This window comes from Pseudomonas sp. D(2018) (assembly GCF_005502555.1).
Classification (GTDB): Bacteria; Pseudomonadota; Gammaproteobacteria; order Pseudomonadales; family Pseudomonadaceae; genus Metapseudomonas; species Metapseudomonas resinovorans.
This window is the reverse complement of sequence record NZ_SCOK01000086.1, coordinates 1-14,992: the sequence shown is the minus strand read 5'-3', so window position 1 is coordinate 14,992 and position 14,992 is coordinate 1. Positions and strand designations below refer to the sequence as shown.

The window sequence follows — 14,992 nt, the reverse complement described above, 5'->3', positions numbered from 1 at the left end:
CGACGCATCGCCGATGGTAGTGTGGAGCTTCTCCATGTGAGAGTAGGTCATCGTCAAGCTTCTATCCCAAACCCCCGAATCGTGAAAACGGTTCGGGGGTTTGTCTTTGCGCCTGAGAAAGTTTGCGGTGTCAGCGGCTTGTTGTGCTTGAGCTTGGCGACGGCCACATGGTTTTCGTTGGCGCGTATGTAAGCCTCGACCTGCTTGCGGTACTGGGCCAAGTTGATGCCGGTGCTGAAGTCGTTTAGCACTACCTCGGTCGATTCGCCGATCTGGTCGGTGAGCATGCTGTATACAGGGATGAATGTGCGGCGTTCGATCCTGTATCAGCGCTGGCTCGGCACGGATGGCTGGAATGCTCTCCATGACATCCAGTTGGTTGGCCAGCTCGCGGTAGGTGACGAAGTCGCCAGCGCAGCACTGCCAGCTGCAGATTGAGACAGCGCAGGTCGAACAGCTTGGCGGTGATGTGTTCGGCTCCTCGCTCGCTGGGCAGGCCGGCAACGTGCGCACGCAGGTCGCCCAGCGCAGCATCATCGAGATCGTTCCAGACACAGTGGTCGGCGAAGCGGACGACATATTCACGCTCGGTGCGCGCGATGAAGTTGTCCTGATGCATCGCCGCCACTTCGCTATGCAGCTCGCCTGACCATCTGCAGGGTGCACCCCGGTTTGGACCGCTCGGAACCGCCCCTCTATAAGTCCTACGCGCTATGTGGCCTTTTGAGTCTGCACATGTGAGCAAAGGGCAGCGCACGATGGTGGCCGCACTGCTGCGCACGGTCTTCGCCCAGGACGGCCGTACCGAATGCCACCAGCAGTGGCGACTGGTAGCTGACCAATTGCGTGAGAAATACCCCAAGATCGCCGCGCTTATGGATGGCTGCGAGGACGAAGTGCTAGCGCACATGGCCTTTCCCAAGGCTCACCGGCAGCAGTTGCATAGCACCAACCCACTAGAGCGGCTCAACGCCGAGATCAAGCGACGCACCGAGGTCGTGGGCATCTTCCCCAACGATCCGGCGATCACACGGCTGGTCGGGGCGATGCTGATGGAGCAGAACGACGAGTGGTGCCTACAACGGCGCTACATGCAGTTGGAGGCCTTCGAAGCGGTCAGTGATAATCCGCAGGCCAAGCTGTCGGCAGTGATCAACTAAACGGCAAACTCAGTGGCCAGTGCCATGATGAGTTACACCGCCTCCCGGGACACGATCGTGGGGAGCGTTCCACAACTACTCAGCGAGGGAACATGAGGATCGGTGCGATGATCGCTACAGGACTTGGTGCCGCTGCGCTAACTGCAGGTGCGGTTTATTTGCATGGGAAGCTGAAGTAAGACGCTTTAGTAAGCCTTTGCTTTAAGTCGAAGGGGCATTGGTCTTCGACACGTTTTCGGTACACCGAGGCTGAAAAGAAAAAGCCCCCGAAATTCGCTAGAAAAATCAGGGGCTTATCTTCGGTTTTTGGTGGAGCCGGGGGGATTTGAACCCCCGTCCGCCAGCTCTCCGCTTTCGGGACTACATGCTTAGCCAAGTCTACTGAGTTAGCTCTTTGCGGCCCGACTGGCAGGGTGCTCAGAGCGAGCTGTATGAGTTTTAGCCGTTACGTCTACAGCGAACTTGGCGGCGATCCTGTTCTATCTGACAGTCGTTTCGGGTTTACAGGCATCCCCTAATGACTGCTGGCAGCCGAAGCCGCCAGAAGGGTTAGGCCGCGAGGGCCGCCCCGTAGTTGTCGTCGTTGGCAACTAATAGTTTGCAGCAGCTAATTTACGAGGTCTGCTACCAGCTCGGCATGCCCCTAGAGTTTTGTTACCGGCGTCGAATCCTAATCGGCCCCAAATACTGCAGGGTGTACAACGGAGCGTAGTCTACGGCAAAGGGGCCAAAGCGTCGACCACGCTTTTGACCTAATGTCATGGGTGCTTGCTATATGATTGCAGGCTATTGTCAGGAAGACCTTTGAGCCGAGACGTCGCCATGCCGCGTTCTGCCCGAACCCCTTTGCGCCAGTGGATCTGGCGTGCCTTCGTACAGAGTGCCCTGATCCCGCTGATTCTGGTCGAATCGGTGTTGATCACGGCTTATCTGTTGACTAACAGTGCGATACGCGATGCCCAGGTGGACTACCTGCAGCAGAGCGCTCTGGAAGACCTTAGCAGCGCGGTGGTGCGCGAAGGCAAGGTGATCGATATGCGCCTGCAGGGCATCGAGGTGCCCACGCGGCTATTCCGCGACGCGGTAGGCCGGGCGTTGCAGGATCGCAGTTTCAAGCCTGATGACCTGGAGCGTCAGCGCCATGTGCTGAGCTCCGACGGTGTCTACTACACGCGCACCGACGACGGCCGTGCCGCGTCCTTCTATGCCAGCAGCACACCGGTGGAGCGCCAGGACCACGAGAAGGCCCTGCGCCTGTCCCAGGTCGACCCGCTGATGCGCTCCATACGAGAGTCGAACCCGCTGGTGGCGGCTGTCTACTTCAACAGCTGGGACAGTTACAACCGCATCTATCCCTTCTTCATGACGCCTGAGCAGTATCCCCATGACATGGTGATACCCAACTACAACTTCTATTACCTCGCTGATGCCAAGCACAACCCGCAGCGCAAGACGGTATGGACTGACGTTTACCTGGATCCGGCCGGCCTTGGCTGGATGATGTCGGCCATTACGCCTGTCTACCGTGGCGACTTCCTCGAAGGGGTTGTGGGCCTGGATATTACCGTGGGGCAGATGCTCGGCGAGATCGGTAGCCTCAAGGTGCCCTGGCAGGGCTACGCGATGCTGGTAAGCCGCGACCACAGCATCATGGCGCTGCCTGAGGCGGGCGAGCGTGACTTCGGCTTGCGTGAGCTGACCCGTTTCTCCTACGACGAGGCGGTGCGTCGCGAGGTGCTCAAGCCCGAAGACTTCAACCTGGCTCGCCACCGCGAGATGCAGCCGCTGCTGGAGGCTATGGCTGTCGGCAAGGGCAATGTGCAGGAAGTGGAGCTGGGGGGGCGCAAGCAGTTGGTGGCCTGGGCCGAGATTCCGCAGACCGGCTGGCGGCTGATGATGGTGGTGGACGAGGCCAACATATTCAAGGAAACCAATCGCCTCGCCGAGCGTTACCAGCAGATCGGTTACTTGCTGATCGCCGGCCTGTGTTTCTTCTATGCACTGTTCTTCGCCTGGATGTGGTCGCGCTCGCGGCGCCTCAGCGGCGAACTCGCGACGCCCATGGCCGCCATCATGGGCATGATGAAGCGTATCGGGCAGGGCGATTTCCGCCCGCCCGCGCCGAGCAGTCGCATAGCCGAGCTGCAGGCCCTGGCTGAGGCGGTTCAGCTCAGCGGCGCCCAACTGCAGGCGAGCGAGGAGGAACGGTTGGAGGCCAGGCGCAACCTGGACCTGGTGCTGGAGAGCACCACGGAAAGCCTCTGGGAAGTAGACGCCATCACCCTCTCCATCAAAATGAGCGGGCGCTTCGTCAAACGCTTCGGGTTGCGCAGCGACAGCATCACCTTTGCCGAATTCAATGAGCGCGTGCACCCGGATGACGTGGAGCGGGTGCGCCGCCTGCGCATGTTGTTCTCGGTCAGCGACCAGGACAACTTCGACGCCGAATACCGCTTTGCCGATGTCGAGGGCCGTTACTCCTGGCTGCTTAGCCGCGGCAAGGTACTGGAGCGGGACTCCGACGGCCGTGCCCTGCGGGTGGCAGGCACTCATGTGGACATCACCCGGCTCAAGCAGGTGGAGGAAGAGCTGCGCATTGCCAGCCGCGAAGCCCAGGCGGCCAGCCAGGCCAAGAGCCGCTTCCTCTCCAGCATGAGCCACGAGCTGCGTACGCCGCTCAATGCCATCAATGGTTTCGCCCAGCTCATCGCTCTGGAAGCGGAGGGGCAGGAGGACCGTAAGGTGGAGGGCGACTACGCCCAGGAGATCGTCAACGCCAGCCGTCACCTCACCTCGCTGGTGGACGACATCCTCGATCTGTCGAGCATCGAGAATCGGCGCCAGAAGCTGCAGCTCAAGCCCGTGGATATAGGCCCACTGCTGGCCAGCTGTGCTGAGCTGATCCAGCCCGAGCTACAGGCTCGTCACCTACAGTTGCAGCTGGCGCCTCCACCTTCGCCGACGCTGCATGTGATGGCCGATGCCCGGCGTCTGCGCCAGGTGATGCTGAACCTGCTGTCTAACGCGGTTAAGTACAACAGCCCGGAAGGGATGGTGAGCATGGGTTACGAGATACGCCCGGCCGCCGTGCGCCTCTGGGTGGCCGACAGTGGTCCGGGCCTCAGTCAGGAGCAGCAGGCCATGCTGTTCCAGCCCTTCCAGCGACTGGGCCGGGAGAACTCCACCATTCCGGGCACAGGCATCGGTCTGGTGCTGTGCCGCGAGCTGGCGGAGTTGATGGGCGGCGAGATGGGCTTCAGCAGCGCGCCCGATATCGGTAGCCGCTTCTGGATCGACCTGCCAAGCATCGTTGGGTCGGATGACTACGAGCCGCCGGCGCTGGCCAAACTTGAGGTGGAAGAACCGCAGGTATTGCCGAAAGTGCTCTGCGTGGAAGATCACCCGGCTTGCCTCAAGGTGCTGCAGGAGGGCCTGCGGGACATGGCCGACGTGCGTGGAGCGGGGTCGGTCGGCAAGGCGCTGGGACTTCTGGCGGATATCACCCCGTCCCTGTTGCTGCTGGACCTGGATCTGCCCGATGGCGATGGTCTGGATGTGCTCGACTTCGTGCGCTCCAGCCCCCGACTGGCAATGATGCCGGTGCTGGTAGTGAGTGCGGCGGTGGATGAAAAGATCCTGGCCGAAGCACGTCGTCGTGGTGCTGACGCTTGCCTGAGTAAACCTGTGGACCTGAAGCAGGTACGCCGAATGGCACTCTCGCTGCTTGGTCAGGAGGCCTGACGCTCAGGATCCAGCTCGCGCTGGATCCTGAGTTGCTTTCTATTCGCTGGACTGCAGCAGATTCAGCGCTTGAGCCAGCACCTTCTCGGACTCGGCGTGATCGCCGGACTTATGTAGTTCCTCGCCCTCGACGCGAAGTTTTTTCACTTGCTCGAGTACGGCGGGGTCCGCGGGTGGATCGGTCTTCAGGATCTGGTCGATCTTCGCCATGTCCGCTGGGCAGTGTGAAGCGAGAACCGGGGCACTGAGCAGGGCGGTGGCAAGCAGAAGGGCAATACGGCGCATGTCGGACCTCCTTTTCGGGTTGACCGCTGGAGTATAGGAAAGCTCCAGCTTATGAGGTGGACTGCCCTGAAGCGAGTGGGGTTCAGTCGATGTGGCGCCGTGGTGGGCTAATGCCCACCCTACAGATGGAAGTCCGGTTTTCGCCTTAGAGCGCTGCGCGAGCACGTGTCACGCGGTCCACCAGGTAGACCAGTCCGTGGTAGTCGATACCGCCATGCTGGGTCAGGCCGACTTCGCAGGTGCGACTGGTCGAGATGCCTTCCTCGCAGATTTGCACCGCGTCTTTCAGCGAGCGCAGCGAGTGCGCGTTCAGTTCTGGCGTGGTGAAGCCTTTGTCGCCTGCGAAACCGCAGCAGTGAATGCCTTCCGGCACAATCACTTCCCTGGTGCAACGCTTGACGATGTCGATCAACCCTTGAGCTTCCCCCAGGTGCTGGGTGCTGCAGGTGACGTGGACGGCCACTGGTTTGTCCTGGGGCGTGAACTCCAGCCGGTCCATCAGGTAGCTACGGATGAAACGCACCGGATCGAACAACTGCAGTCGCGAGTCCAGGCCGTCCTGCACCAGGCGCAGGGTGCAAGGGCTGGTGTCGCAGTAGACGGGGTCCAGGCCACCACGGCTGGCAGTCAGGAGCGCGTCCACCAGTTCGCGGCGCTTGTTTTCCGCTTGTTCGGCGTACCCCTTGGAGGCGAAGGGCTGACCACAGCAGAGGCTGTCCAGGTTCTCCGGGAACACCACCTGGTAGCCCGCCTTCTCCAGCAGCATGCGGGTCTTGTCGATAAGCGGCACCTGCTCGCGGTCACCCGCGGATGGGCCCATGGCGCGAGAGACGCAAGCCGCGAGGTAAACGACGCGAGGTCGCGCATCGGCGCTCGGCGGAGTGAAGTGGATGCGCGCTGCAGCCTGGGGCAGAGCGGGCGTCCATTGTGGCAGGCGGTTGCCTGAGAGTTGGCGCAGGGCACCGGATGTCTTCTCCAGCAACGGCGCTCCGAGTACCTTGCGTGCGCCATTGGCGATCCGCAGCGTCAGACGTGCGCCCTTGAGGGCAGTGGCGAAGTGGTCGGCCAGCCAGTTGGCACTATCTGCATGGTGGGCGCTTTTCGCGCGCAGCTTGCGCACAAGGTCGCCCGTGTTAATGCCCACTGGGCAGCGCTGGGCGCAGAGGCCCGTGGCGGCGCAGGTGTCTATGCCCTGGTACTGATAGGCCTGTTCCAGCTCTTCGGTATCGACGCCGGCGCGTTGCTTGGCCTGGATGTCTCGCCAGATCACGATGCGTTGGCGCGGACTCAAGGTCAGTCCTTTGGACGGGCAGACCGGCTCGCAGAATCCACACTCGATGCACTTGTCGACGATCTCGTCCGCGGCTGGCAGCGGTTTGAGGTTTTTCAGGTGGATGTCGCGGTCGTTGCTGAGGATCACGTCCGGGTTGAGGATGCCGCGTGGGTCCAGCAGGCGCTTGATCTGCCACATCAGCTGGTAGGCATCGCTACCCCACTCCAGTTCGACGAAGGGCGCCATGTTGCGGCCGGTGCCGTGTTCGGCCTTGAGCGAGCCGCCGAACTCCACCGCCACCAGCTGTGCCACGTCATGCATGAACGCTTCGTAGCGGGCGACCTGTTCGGGGCTGTCAAAGCCCTGGGTGAAGACGAAGTGCAGGTTGCCTTCCAGGGCATGGCCGAAAATGATCGCCTCATCGTAGCCGTGCTTGTCGAACAACTGGATGAGGCGATTGACCCCTTCAGCCAGTTGTTCGATGGGGAAGGTGACGTCTTCGATGATCACGGTGGTGCCGGTCTGGCGCACGGCGCCGACGGCGGGGAAGGTGTCCTTGCGGATTTTCCACAGCAGGTTGTAGACCGTCGGGTCTTCGCTGAAATCGACCTTCTGTTCCAGTGGGAAGTGGGCGATGGACGCCATGATCCGGGCCAGCTGTTCGTGCAGCAGGCTCTGGCTGGCGGCGCGGGACTCGATCAGCAGGGCGCAGGCGTCGCTCGACAGGCCCTGCACCCATTCGGGCATGCCAGGCTTGTTCTCCACCGAGCGCAGGCTGCGACGGTCCAGCAGTTCCACCGCTGACACTGGCTGGTTCTTCAGCAGGGTCACAGCCTTGCAGCAACTTTCCACGTCCGGGAAGACGATCAGCGCGCTGGCCTTGTGCGGGTGGTCGGGCACGGTGTCGTAGGTCACCGCACTGATGAAGCCGAGGGTGCCTTCGGAGCCCACCAGCAGGTGGCTGAGGATGTCCAGAGGCTCGTCGAAATCGACCAGCGCGTTGAGCGACAGGCCGGTGGTGTTCTTCAGCCGGTACTTGTGGCGGATCTTCGCGGCCAGCTCGGTATTGGCGCGGGTCCTGCGGCCCAGTTCGGCCAGTTCGGCCAGCAGCGGGCCCTGGCTCTGGCGGAAGGCGGTAACGCTGGCAGCGTCTTCGGTATCCAACAGAGTGCCGTCGGCCAGTACCAGGCGCAGACCGGCAAGGGTGTGGTAGCTGTTCTGGGCGGTGCCACAGCACATGCCGCTGGCGTTGTTGGCGACGATGCCGCCGATCTTGCAGGCGTTGATAGACGCCGGGTCGGGGCCGATCTTGCGGCCGAAGGGGGCCAGCCAGGCATTGGCCTGGGCGCCGATCACGCCGGGTTGCAGACGGATCTGTGCGCCGTGCTGGCGGATGTCGCGGCCGTTCCAGTTATCACCCAGAACCAGCAGTACCGAATCGGTGATCGCCTGACCAGAGAGGCTGGTACCTGCAGCGCGGAAGGTCACCGGGACCAGTTCTGCATGGGCGGCCTTGAGCAGGGCGACGACTTCCGTCTCGCTCTCGACGCGGATCACCAGCTTGGGGATCAGCCGGTAGAAGCTGGCATCGGTACCGAAGGCCAGCGTAGAAAGCGGGTCGTCGAAGCGACGCTCGCAAGGGATCAGGCGTTCGACGGTGTTGAGGAAAGGAATCGGCAGGCTCATGCGGTGTCCCGTCTATCGTTGCGGGCCGCGGTCGGCCCGCCGGGTTGTGTCGACCGGTCAGCGACCGAGTTCGCGTACCAGCGAGTCGGCGCTGATCTCGCCAATGGACTTGGCGCCGGTGAGCACCATGGCCACGCGCATTTCTTTCTCGATCAAGTCCAGTAGGTTGCTCACGCCTGCGCCACCGGCAGCGGCCAAGGCATAGACGAAGGCGCGACCGAGCATCACGGTGTCGGCGCCGAGCGCGAGCATGCGCACTACATCCAGGCCGGTGCGGATGCCGGAGTCGGCGAGGATCTTCAGTTCGCCCTTCACGGCGTCGGCAATAGCTGGCAGTGCGCGGGCGCTGGAGAGCACGCCGTCGAGTTGGCGGCCGCCGTGGTTGGAGACGACGATGCCGTCGGCGCCAAACTTCACCGCATCCTTGGCGTCTTCCGGGTCGAGGATGCCTTTGATCACCATCGGGCCTTCCCAGAAGTCGCGGATCCATTCCAGGTCCTTCCAGGAAATCGATGGGTCGAAGTTGGCGCCCAGCCAGCCGATGTAGTCCGCCAGTCCAGTCGGGTTGCCGCGGTAGGTGGAGATATTGCCCAGGTCGTGAGGTTTGCCGAGCAGGCCAACGTCCCAGGCCCAGGCCGGGTGGGTCATGGCTTGCAGTACACGGCGCATCGCCGCGTTGGGCCCGCTCATGCCGGAATGGGCGTCGCGGTAGCGGGCGCCGGGCACCGGCATGTCGACGGTGAATACCAGAGTGGTCACACCGGCGGCCTTGGCCCGTTCCAGGGCGTTCTTCATGAAGCCGCGGTCTTTCAGCACATAGAGCTGGAACCACATGGGCCGGTTGATGGCCGGTGCCACTTCTTCGATCGGGCAGACCGAAACGGTGGAAAGCGTGAAGGGAATGCCTTTGGCTGCTGCTGCCTTTGCCGCCTGCACCTCGCCACGGCGGGCATACATGCCAGTCAGGCCGACCGGGGCCAGCGCCACGGGCATGGACAGGGTCTCATCGAACAGCTTGGTCTCCAGGCTCAGCTCGGACATGTTCCTGAGCACGCGCTGGCGCAGGGCGATGCTGGCCAGGTCTTCAACGTTGCGGCGCAGTGTGTACTCGGCATAGGCGCCGCCGTCGATGTAGTGGAACAGGAAGGGCGGAAGCTTGCGCTGGGCGGCGGCGCGGTAGTCGGTGGAGGCAGAGATGATCATTTGGAGGATTACCCGGTTTTTCTATTGGCGGAGACCCCGGCTGGGCCGGGGCGCCGTCAGGCTTGTGCTCAGCGGGCGACCAAGGGGTCGCTGACGCCCAGCGCGTAGATCGCCACCAGTGCGATCAGGCCAGTGAACAAGACGTAGTAGAGCGTCGGCCAGACCGTCTTGCGCAGGGTGGTGCCCTCGCGGCCGAGCAGTCCGACGGTAGCAGACGCAGCGACCACATTATGGATGGCCACCATGTTGCCGGCAGCGGCGCCAATGGCCTGTACGGCCACGATCAGTGCCCCGGAGATGCCCAGGCTTTGTGCCACGCCGAACTGGAACTGGCTCAGCATCATGTTGCTCACCGTGTTGGAGCCGGCGATGAAGGCGCCCATGGCGCCAACGCTGGGTGCCAGCAGGGGATAGACGCTGCCGACGCTGTCGGCGACGTAGCGGGCCATGGTGATGGGCATGCTAGCCAGATCAGCAGCGTTGACGCCCGAGTTGATCAGGATGCGCACCATGGGCACGGTGAACAGCAGGACGAACCCCGCCCCGAGCAGCACGCTGCCGGATTCTTTCACTGCTGCAGCCAGCTCCCGTGCACGCATGCCGTGGAGGAAGAACGTGACGATCACCACGGCGATAAGAATCCCACCAGGGAGATACAGCGGCATGAAATCGGCCTTGATGCCGGATTCACCCAGAAGGTCCGGGAAGACCAGGGCGACGGACTTGAGCGCCGTGCCAACCTCGGGGAACACACGGCTGATGACCAGCAGGGCGCCGACCAGTACGTAGGGCAGCCAGGCGCGCAACGTGCTCATCGGACGTGCAGTCAGGCTGTCGAGCTTCATCTCGACACTGCCGAGCCACTCGTTCGGCCATTCGCTGGCCGGGGCAAAATCCCAGCTCCTTTTCGGAATCAGGAAGCCCGCGCGAGCCGCGGTGGTGACGATGGCCAGGCCTACCAGGCCGCCCAGCAGGGAGGGGAACTCCGGGCCGAGGAATACACCGGTAGCCGCGTAGGGCAGGGTAAAGGCCAGGCCCGCGAAGAGGGCGAAGGGCAGCACTTCGAAGCCCGCCTTCCAGCTCTTCTCACGACCGAAGAAGCGGGTCAGCATCAGCACCATGATCAGCGGCATTACCGTGCCGACGGTGGCATGAATCAGCGCCACCTGGCTGGTGATGAGCTGCAAGAAGGCTTCCCAGGTGGAGCCATGCTGGACCAGCTGGGCTCCGATGGTGGCAGTATCCAGGCCGCTGTTCACGCCAATGACGATGGGGGTGCCGACTGCACCGAAGGAGACGGGCGTGCTCTGTACCAGCATGCCGAGAATTACCGCGGCCAGGGCGGGAAAGCCAATGGCGACCAGCAACGGAGCGGCGATGGCGGCTGGAGTACCGAAACCGGAGGCGCCTTCGATGAAACAGCCGAATAGCCAGGCAATGATGATGGCCTGGATTCGCCGGTCAGGGCTGATGGTGGCGAAACCGGCGCGAATCGCGGTGATGCCACCCGAGTGCTTGAGGGTGTTCAGCAGCAGAATGGCGCCAAAAATGATCCACAGCACTCCGCCGGTAATGACCAGGCCCTGCACGGTGGAGGCCAGCACGCGGTTGAAACTCATGTCCCACACGGTCAACGCGATGCCCGCGGTCAGCAGGTAAACCAGGGGCATGGCACGCTTGGCCGGCCAGCGCAGGCCGATCAGCAGGATGGCCGCCAGGAGGATGGGGGAGAAGGCAAGGAACGCAAGCAGTCCGTTCGACATGTCGAGTCTCCGCTCAGCACTGCGCGTGGCGCGGTGGGTGGCAGGGGCGGGTGCTATCGGGCATGGCGTGGGGGAGAGGGTGCGGCATGCTGAAAACCTCGGCTCGTTCTTGGAATTGTTAGGAGTTGCTTTTGTAAAGTGGTAAGACCAATTTACAAGGCTGCGGGGAAAGAGTAAGAGCCGCGCATTCGTGATGTCAATTTCCAGCCTTGCGACTTTGGTCGAGCAGGACGAGGTTGCTGCGTCTGGACAGTGGGGATAGGCTTGCCTCCAAGGCTGGTTCCAGAGCTGGTTGGATGGTCAAACCAATAAGAGGTGAAAGATGGAAGTGGGGCTGGTGCGACAGCGCCGTTTGTCGGATGACATCGTCGACCAACTGGGCGCCATGATCCTCGAGGGGACGCTCAAGGCCGGAGAGCGCCTGCCCGCAGAGCGAGCGTTGGCCGAGCAATTCGGCGTTTCACGCCCGTCATTGCGAGAAGCCATCCAGAAGCTCGTGGCCAAGGGACTGCTGGTCAGTCGTCAGGGGGGCGGGACCTTCGTGGCCTCTGGGCTTGGTTCGACGTTCAGCGATCCGCTGCTGCAGTTGCTGGAAAACAATCCAGACGCGCAAAGGGACCTGCTGGAGTTCCGCCACACCCTGGAGGGCTCATGCGCGTTCTATGCCGCGCAGCGCGCCACGCCGGTCGACCATGAGCGGCTGAAAGCCGCTTTCGATACGCTGCAGGCCTGTTACGCCCCTGACAGCAAGGCCAGTCGCGAGGAGGAGGGGGCCGCTGATGCGCGCTTCCATCTGGCGATCGCCGAGGCCAGCCACAATGCCGTGCTGTTACACACCATTCGCGGGCTATTCGATCTGCTGAAGCACAACGTGGTGACCAACATCGGCGGGATGTACCTGCAGCGTGGCGAGACCCGCGAGATGTTGACCAGGCAGCACCGTGCCTTGTACGAGGCGATCATCGAGCGGCGTGCTGAGAAGGCACGGGACATTTCCCATCAGCACATCCAGTACGTGCAAGAGGTGCTGGAGGAAAGTCAGCTGGAGGCGCAGCGTTTGGCGCGGGCGCAGCGGCGGCAAAGCATCTGAGGCAAACAAAAACGCCGGGCATTGCCCGGCGTTGTCTTGTCCTGGGCTTATTCCTTGCCCTTGGTGCGCATGGCGCGCGCGATCTCGCGGTCGGAGTCGCGCTCCTTCTCCGTGGCGCGCTTGTCGAATTCCTTCTTGCCCTTGGCCAGGGCGATCTCGCACTTGATGAGGTGCTTCTTCCAGTAGATCGACAGCGCCACGCAGGCGTAGCCCTTCTGTTGCACCGCGCCGAACAGCTTGCCCAGCTCGCGCTTGTGCAGCAGCAGCTTACGGGTACGCACCGGGTCGGCGATCACGTGAGTGCTGGCCGTCTTCAGTGGGGTGATGTGGCTGCCGAGCAGCCAGGCTTCGCCGTCCTTGAGGAGCACATAGCTGTCCACCAGCTGTGCCTTTCCGGCGCGCAGACTTTTCACTTCCCAGCCGGCGAGAGCCAGCCCGGCTTCGAATTTCTGTTCGATGGAATAGTCGTGCAGCGCCTTCTTGTTGAGGGCGATGGTGCCTTCCGGATGTTTCTTTTGCTTAGCCATAGGCGGCGCATTATAGGGAGTCGCAGACGGCGCGGCTACGGCGGCGTAGGCTTGAGCGATACTGGCGAATCCCTGACAATGCGGCACTTTTTTGACCAGTCCGGCCCGACGTATCCCTAATGCAGCGCGGCTCGGAACCCTGTTTGAGGCCAAGATGACCACGCATATCCAGCGCTCCGCCCTGTTGCCGTTTCCTGCGCAGGCGCTCTACGACCTGGTCAACGATGTGGCGCGCTACCCGGAATTCCTGCCCTGGTGCTCGTCTGCAACCGTGATGGAAGTGAGCGAGAGCCATATGCTCGCCAGTCTCGAAGTCGCCAAGGGCAGCCTCAGCCAGCGCTTCGTCACCCGAAACAAGTTGGACAACGGGCAGGCCATCGAGATGAACCTGGAGGAAGGCCCGTTCACTCAGTTGCACGGTGTCTGGCACTTCAAGGCGCTTGGGGACAAGGCCTGCAAGATCAGCCTGGATCTGCGTTTCGATTACGCCGGCCCGATCATCAAGGCCACCTTGGGGCCGTTGTTCAATCAGGCCGCCAACACTCTGGTGGACGCGTTCTGCCAGCGGGCGAAGCAGCTTTATGGCTGATGTGATCCAGGTTGAGGTGGTCTATGCGCTGGCCGGCTGTCAGCGTTTGCTGCGCTTGACCTTTCCGCGCGGCATCAATGCTCGCGATGCGGTCATGCGCTCAGGGATGGAGCTGCATTTTCCCGAGCTGGACCTTGCCAACTGTCCGCTCGGTATCTTCGGCAAGGCACTGCCCAAGCCGGAGGAGCGTCTGTTGGATGAGGGTGATCGGGTGGAGATCTACCGGCCTCTGATTGCTGACCCTAAAGAGGTGCGCAAACAGCGTGCGGCGAAGGCCGCCCAGGTTCGTGCAGGTGAGCGGGACGCCTGAATCCCGTCCATCGCTATTATGCACCACAAGCACATGACAGCCTGGCTGTCATGTGCTCTCCTCCCCTGATGGCTAACCATCATCCCAGACTCGCCAAGCTGGCTAGAGATCTCGCCTACAGAAAGGGCGAAATTCTGACACTTACTGAACGAGAGCAGGTATTGCTTACAGAGCTTGACGAGGTCAGGTCTCAGAAGCAGCTTGCCGAGCAGGCAGCGGTATTGCTCTCAACCAAGATTCAAGCATTTGAATTGGATGCTGATGATGTCCGAGTGATTCAGGCGAGGCCACGCAAAAAGGGCGCTCACTACGGATCCTTTAGGAAAACATTGGCTCAGACCTTACAAATGTTCAGAGAGCCCCTTAGTACCGCTGAAATCCTTGAGATCTTGCAAGCAGTCGAAGACCCAGGACTCAAGCTCCCAGATGGCAGAGAGAATGCCATGCACCGGATTGCTCACGAGTTGAGAGTGCTGAGAGACCGTGGCTGGGTACTGCGTACTGACGGTGGCGGTGCAGGTGCTAAAGCATCTTGGCTTTGGATTGGTGAAAGACCTACAGTCCAGGAATCGTCCTGAGCTCGCCCTCTCGCCTGTTACCCCGGACATAGTTTCGCCAGTCCCTTGAGTGCGGAGTGTTGGTCACCTTGCTGAACAGATCAGTGACCTGACCCAGCAAGTCCGTCCGACGCATGTCCTCACGCCAGTTCATCTCGCAGCTGTAGTCCAGCATATAACGCGGCGTAATCCGGTGGAAAACGCCAATGAACGCCCGCCGCAATCGCGAGAAATAGCTCTCGGCCTGGTTCTGGTTCACGCCCGCATCGGTTGAGAATTCGCGTGAGTGATTGACGGTTTCGTGGCTGAAGCCGATGTACTGGAGCTTCCGGTACGCGGGCAGTTCGTCTGTGTAGACTTTGCTGCCCTTCTTCACATATCTCTCAACGAGCGGGACAACCTGGCTATCCTCGGCCTTGCAGATAGCAGTGATCGTACGGATAGCCCCTGGACGACCGCCTTGTTCTAGGGGGCGGGTATCGCACTCCCGAAAGACGATGATGATGCGCCTGTTCTCGTGCAAAGGATTTTCCGCAGGGCCCACCTTATCCCGATGCTGGTACTTCTTAGCCAGCTTCGGCAGTTCCTTTTCCGCGACCTTTCTAGGCTTGCGCTTTTTGCCGGAAAAGTGGCCACCATCGATCTCCACATGCCCTGATAGGGGCCTGACCTCAGTGCTCAACATGATGGCTTCATGAATCGCCCCGGGTTTCGTGGAGGCCTCAACTCTTGAGAAGATGAGGCCATGAGAAAGACTACGACCTACTCCCCTGAAGTCCGTGAACGTGCCGTGCGCATGGTTCTGGAG

General features: G+C 61.8%; 13 protein-coding genes, 1 other RNA gene and 1 pseudogene. 7 read left to right on the top strand and 8 right to left on the bottom strand.

All coding sequences use genetic code 11. The annotated features are described in order from the left end of the window. Window positions 1-53 precede the first annotated feature (53 nt). Entirely contained in the window at window positions 54-287 is a 234-nt protein-coding gene (locus tag FFS60_RS29195; RefSeq protein ID WP_256658169.1) for a hypothetical protein, read from the bottom strand. A 110-nt stretch (window positions 288-397) separates the two neighbouring features. Between FFS60_RS29195 and FFS60_RS29190 the strand changes: the two genes are divergently transcribed. Both FFS60_RS29190 and FFS60_RS27630 read left to right on the top strand, forming a co-directional pair. Next, window positions 398-649, top strand: a complete 252-nt coding sequence (locus tag FFS60_RS29190; RefSeq protein WP_256658168.1) for a hypothetical protein — start codon at window positions 398-400, stop codon at window positions 647-649. An 82-nt stretch (window positions 650-731) separates the two neighbouring features. Continuing rightward, window positions 732-1,160 (top strand): annotated as a pseudogene (locus tag FFS60_RS27630) (transposase); the annotation flags it as partial. A gap of 307 nt (window positions 1,161-1,467) precedes the next feature. Here the strand turns inward: FFS60_RS27630 and ssrA are convergent. After that, window positions 1,468-1,842, bottom strand: a transfer-messenger RNA (tmRNA) gene (gene ssrA, locus FFS60_RS27625). 140 nt (window positions 1,843-1,982) lie between these two features. Here ssrA and FFS60_RS27620 point away from each other — a divergent pair. Beyond that, on the top strand, window positions 1,983-4,901 hold the full coding sequence (locus FFS60_RS27620) for an ATP-binding protein (protein WP_137823793.1): 2,919 nt from the start codon (window positions 1,983-1,985) through the stop codon (window positions 4,899-4,901). A gap of 39 nt (window positions 4,902-4,940) precedes the next feature. Here the strand turns inward: FFS60_RS27620 and FFS60_RS27615 are convergent, their stop codons facing one another. The 4 genes from FFS60_RS27615 to FFS60_RS27600 all read right to left on the bottom strand — a co-directional run bounded on the left by FFS60_RS27615 (window position 4,941) and on the right by FFS60_RS27600 (window position 11,111). Further along, window positions 4,941-5,186, bottom strand: coding sequence for a hypothetical protein (locus tag FFS60_RS27615; RefSeq protein WP_137823792.1), 246 nt, complete (start codon window positions 5,184-5,186; stop codon window positions 4,941-4,943). Between the two features lie 145 nt (window positions 5,187-5,331). After that, on the bottom strand, window positions 5,332-8,145 hold the full coding sequence (locus FFS60_RS27610; protein ID WP_137823791.1) for an FAD-binding and (Fe-S)-binding domain-containing protein: 2,814 nt from the start codon (window positions 8,143-8,145) through the stop codon (window positions 5,332-5,334). 57 nt (window positions 8,146-8,202) lie between these two features. After that, window positions 8,203-9,348 carry an FMN-dependent L-lactate dehydrogenase LldD gene (lldD, locus tag FFS60_RS27605; RefSeq protein ID WP_137823790.1) on the bottom strand — a complete coding sequence of 382 codons (1,146 nt, stop codon included), beginning with the start codon at window positions 9,346-9,348 and terminating at the stop codon, window positions 8,203-8,205. 68 nt (window positions 9,349-9,416) lie between these two features. Next, the gene (locus FFS60_RS27600) at window positions 9,417-11,111 is read right to left on the bottom strand and encodes an L-lactate permease (RefSeq protein ID WP_137823789.1); all 1,695 of its coding nucleotides are present in this window, start codon (window positions 11,109-11,111) and stop codon (window positions 9,417-9,419) included. A 322-nt stretch (window positions 11,112-11,433) separates the two neighbouring features. Between FFS60_RS27600 and FFS60_RS27595 the strand changes: the two genes are divergently transcribed. Further along, a complete protein-coding gene (locus FFS60_RS27595; protein WP_028629988.1) occupies window positions 11,434-12,201 on the top strand; it encodes an FCD domain-containing protein in 768 nt (255 codons plus the stop codon). Between the two features lie 47 nt (window positions 12,202-12,248). On the opposite strand, the gene smpB is transcribed toward FFS60_RS27595, so the two are convergent. Then, on the bottom strand, window positions 12,249-12,728 hold the full coding sequence (gene smpB, locus FFS60_RS27590; RefSeq protein WP_028629989.1) for an SsrA-binding protein SmpB: 480 nt from the start codon (window positions 12,726-12,728) through the stop codon (window positions 12,249-12,251). Window positions 12,729-12,882: 154 nt separating this feature from the next. Between smpB and FFS60_RS27585 the strand changes: the two genes are divergently transcribed. The 3 genes from FFS60_RS27585 to FFS60_RS27575 all read left to right on the top strand — a co-directional run bounded on the left by FFS60_RS27585 (window position 12,883) and on the right by FFS60_RS27575 (window position 14,205). Further along, window positions 12,883-13,317, top strand: coding sequence for a type II toxin-antitoxin system RatA family toxin (locus FFS60_RS27585; protein ID WP_028629990.1), 435 nt, complete (start codon window positions 12,883-12,885; stop codon window positions 13,315-13,317). After that, on the top strand, window positions 13,310-13,627 hold the full coding sequence (locus FFS60_RS27580) for an RnfH family protein (protein WP_028629991.1): 318 nt from the start codon (window positions 13,310-13,312) through the stop codon (window positions 13,625-13,627). The genes FFS60_RS27585 and FFS60_RS27580 overlap by 8 nt, the downstream gene beginning before the upstream one ends. Window positions 13,628-13,695: 68 nt before the next feature. Next, entirely contained in the window at window positions 13,696-14,205 is a 510-nt protein-coding gene (locus FFS60_RS27575) for a hypothetical protein (protein WP_137823788.1), read from the top strand. Here FFS60_RS27575 and FFS60_RS27570 read toward each other — a convergent pair. Then, on the bottom strand, window positions 14,183-14,869 hold the full coding sequence (locus tag FFS60_RS27570; protein WP_137823787.1) for an IS1595 family transposase: 687 nt from the start codon (window positions 14,867-14,869) through the stop codon (window positions 14,183-14,185). The genes FFS60_RS27575 and FFS60_RS27570 overlap by 23 nt on opposite strands. Between the last annotated feature and the right edge of the window lie 123 nt (window positions 14,870-14,992).

What these genes read in the sequence shown, in the direction of transcription:
- FFS60_RS29195 (WP_256658169.1), bottom strand. Translation starts at nt 287, where the DNA reads ATGCTCACCGACCAGATCGGCGAATCGACCGAGGTAGTGCTAAACGAC.
- FFS60_RS27620 (WP_137823793.1), top strand. Translation starts at nt 1,983, where the DNA reads ATGCCGCGTTCTGCCCGAACCCCTTTGCGCCAGTGGATCTGGCGTGCC.
- FFS60_RS27615 (WP_137823792.1), bottom strand. Translation starts at nt 5,186, where the DNA reads ATGCGCCGTATTGCCCTTCTGCTTGCCACCGCCCTGCTCAGTGCCCCG.
- FFS60_RS27610 (WP_137823791.1), bottom strand. Translation starts at nt 8,145, where the DNA reads ATGAGCCTGCCGATTCCTTTCCTCAACACCGTCGAACGCCTGATCCCT.
- lldD (WP_137823790.1), bottom strand. Translation starts at nt 9,348, where the DNA reads ATGATCATCTCTGCCTCCACCGACTACCGCGCCGCCGCCCAGCGCAAG.
- FFS60_RS27600 (WP_137823789.1), bottom strand. Translation starts at nt 11,111, where the DNA reads ATGTCGAACGGACTGCTTGCGTTCCTTGCCTTCTCCCCCATCCTCCTG.
- FFS60_RS27595 (WP_028629988.1), top strand. Translation starts at nt 11,434, where the DNA reads ATGGAAGTGGGGCTGGTGCGACAGCGCCGTTTGTCGGATGACATCGTC.
- smpB (WP_028629989.1), bottom strand. Translation starts at nt 12,728, where the DNA reads ATGGCTAAGCAAAAGAAACATCCGGAAGGCACCATCGCCCTCAACAAG.
- FFS60_RS27585 (WP_028629990.1), top strand. Translation starts at nt 12,883, where the DNA reads ATGACCACGCATATCCAGCGCTCCGCCCTGTTGCCGTTTCCTGCGCAG.
- FFS60_RS27580 (WP_028629991.1), top strand. Translation starts at nt 13,310, where the DNA reads ATGGCTGATGTGATCCAGGTTGAGGTGGTCTATGCGCTGGCCGGCTGT.
- FFS60_RS27575 (WP_137823788.1), top strand. Translation starts at nt 13,696, where the DNA reads ATGGCTAACCATCATCCCAGACTCGCCAAGCTGGCTAGAGATCTCGCC.
- FFS60_RS27570 (WP_137823787.1), bottom strand. Translation starts at nt 14,869, where the DNA reads ATGTTGAGCACTGAGGTCAGGCCCCTATCAGGGCATGTGGAGATCGAT.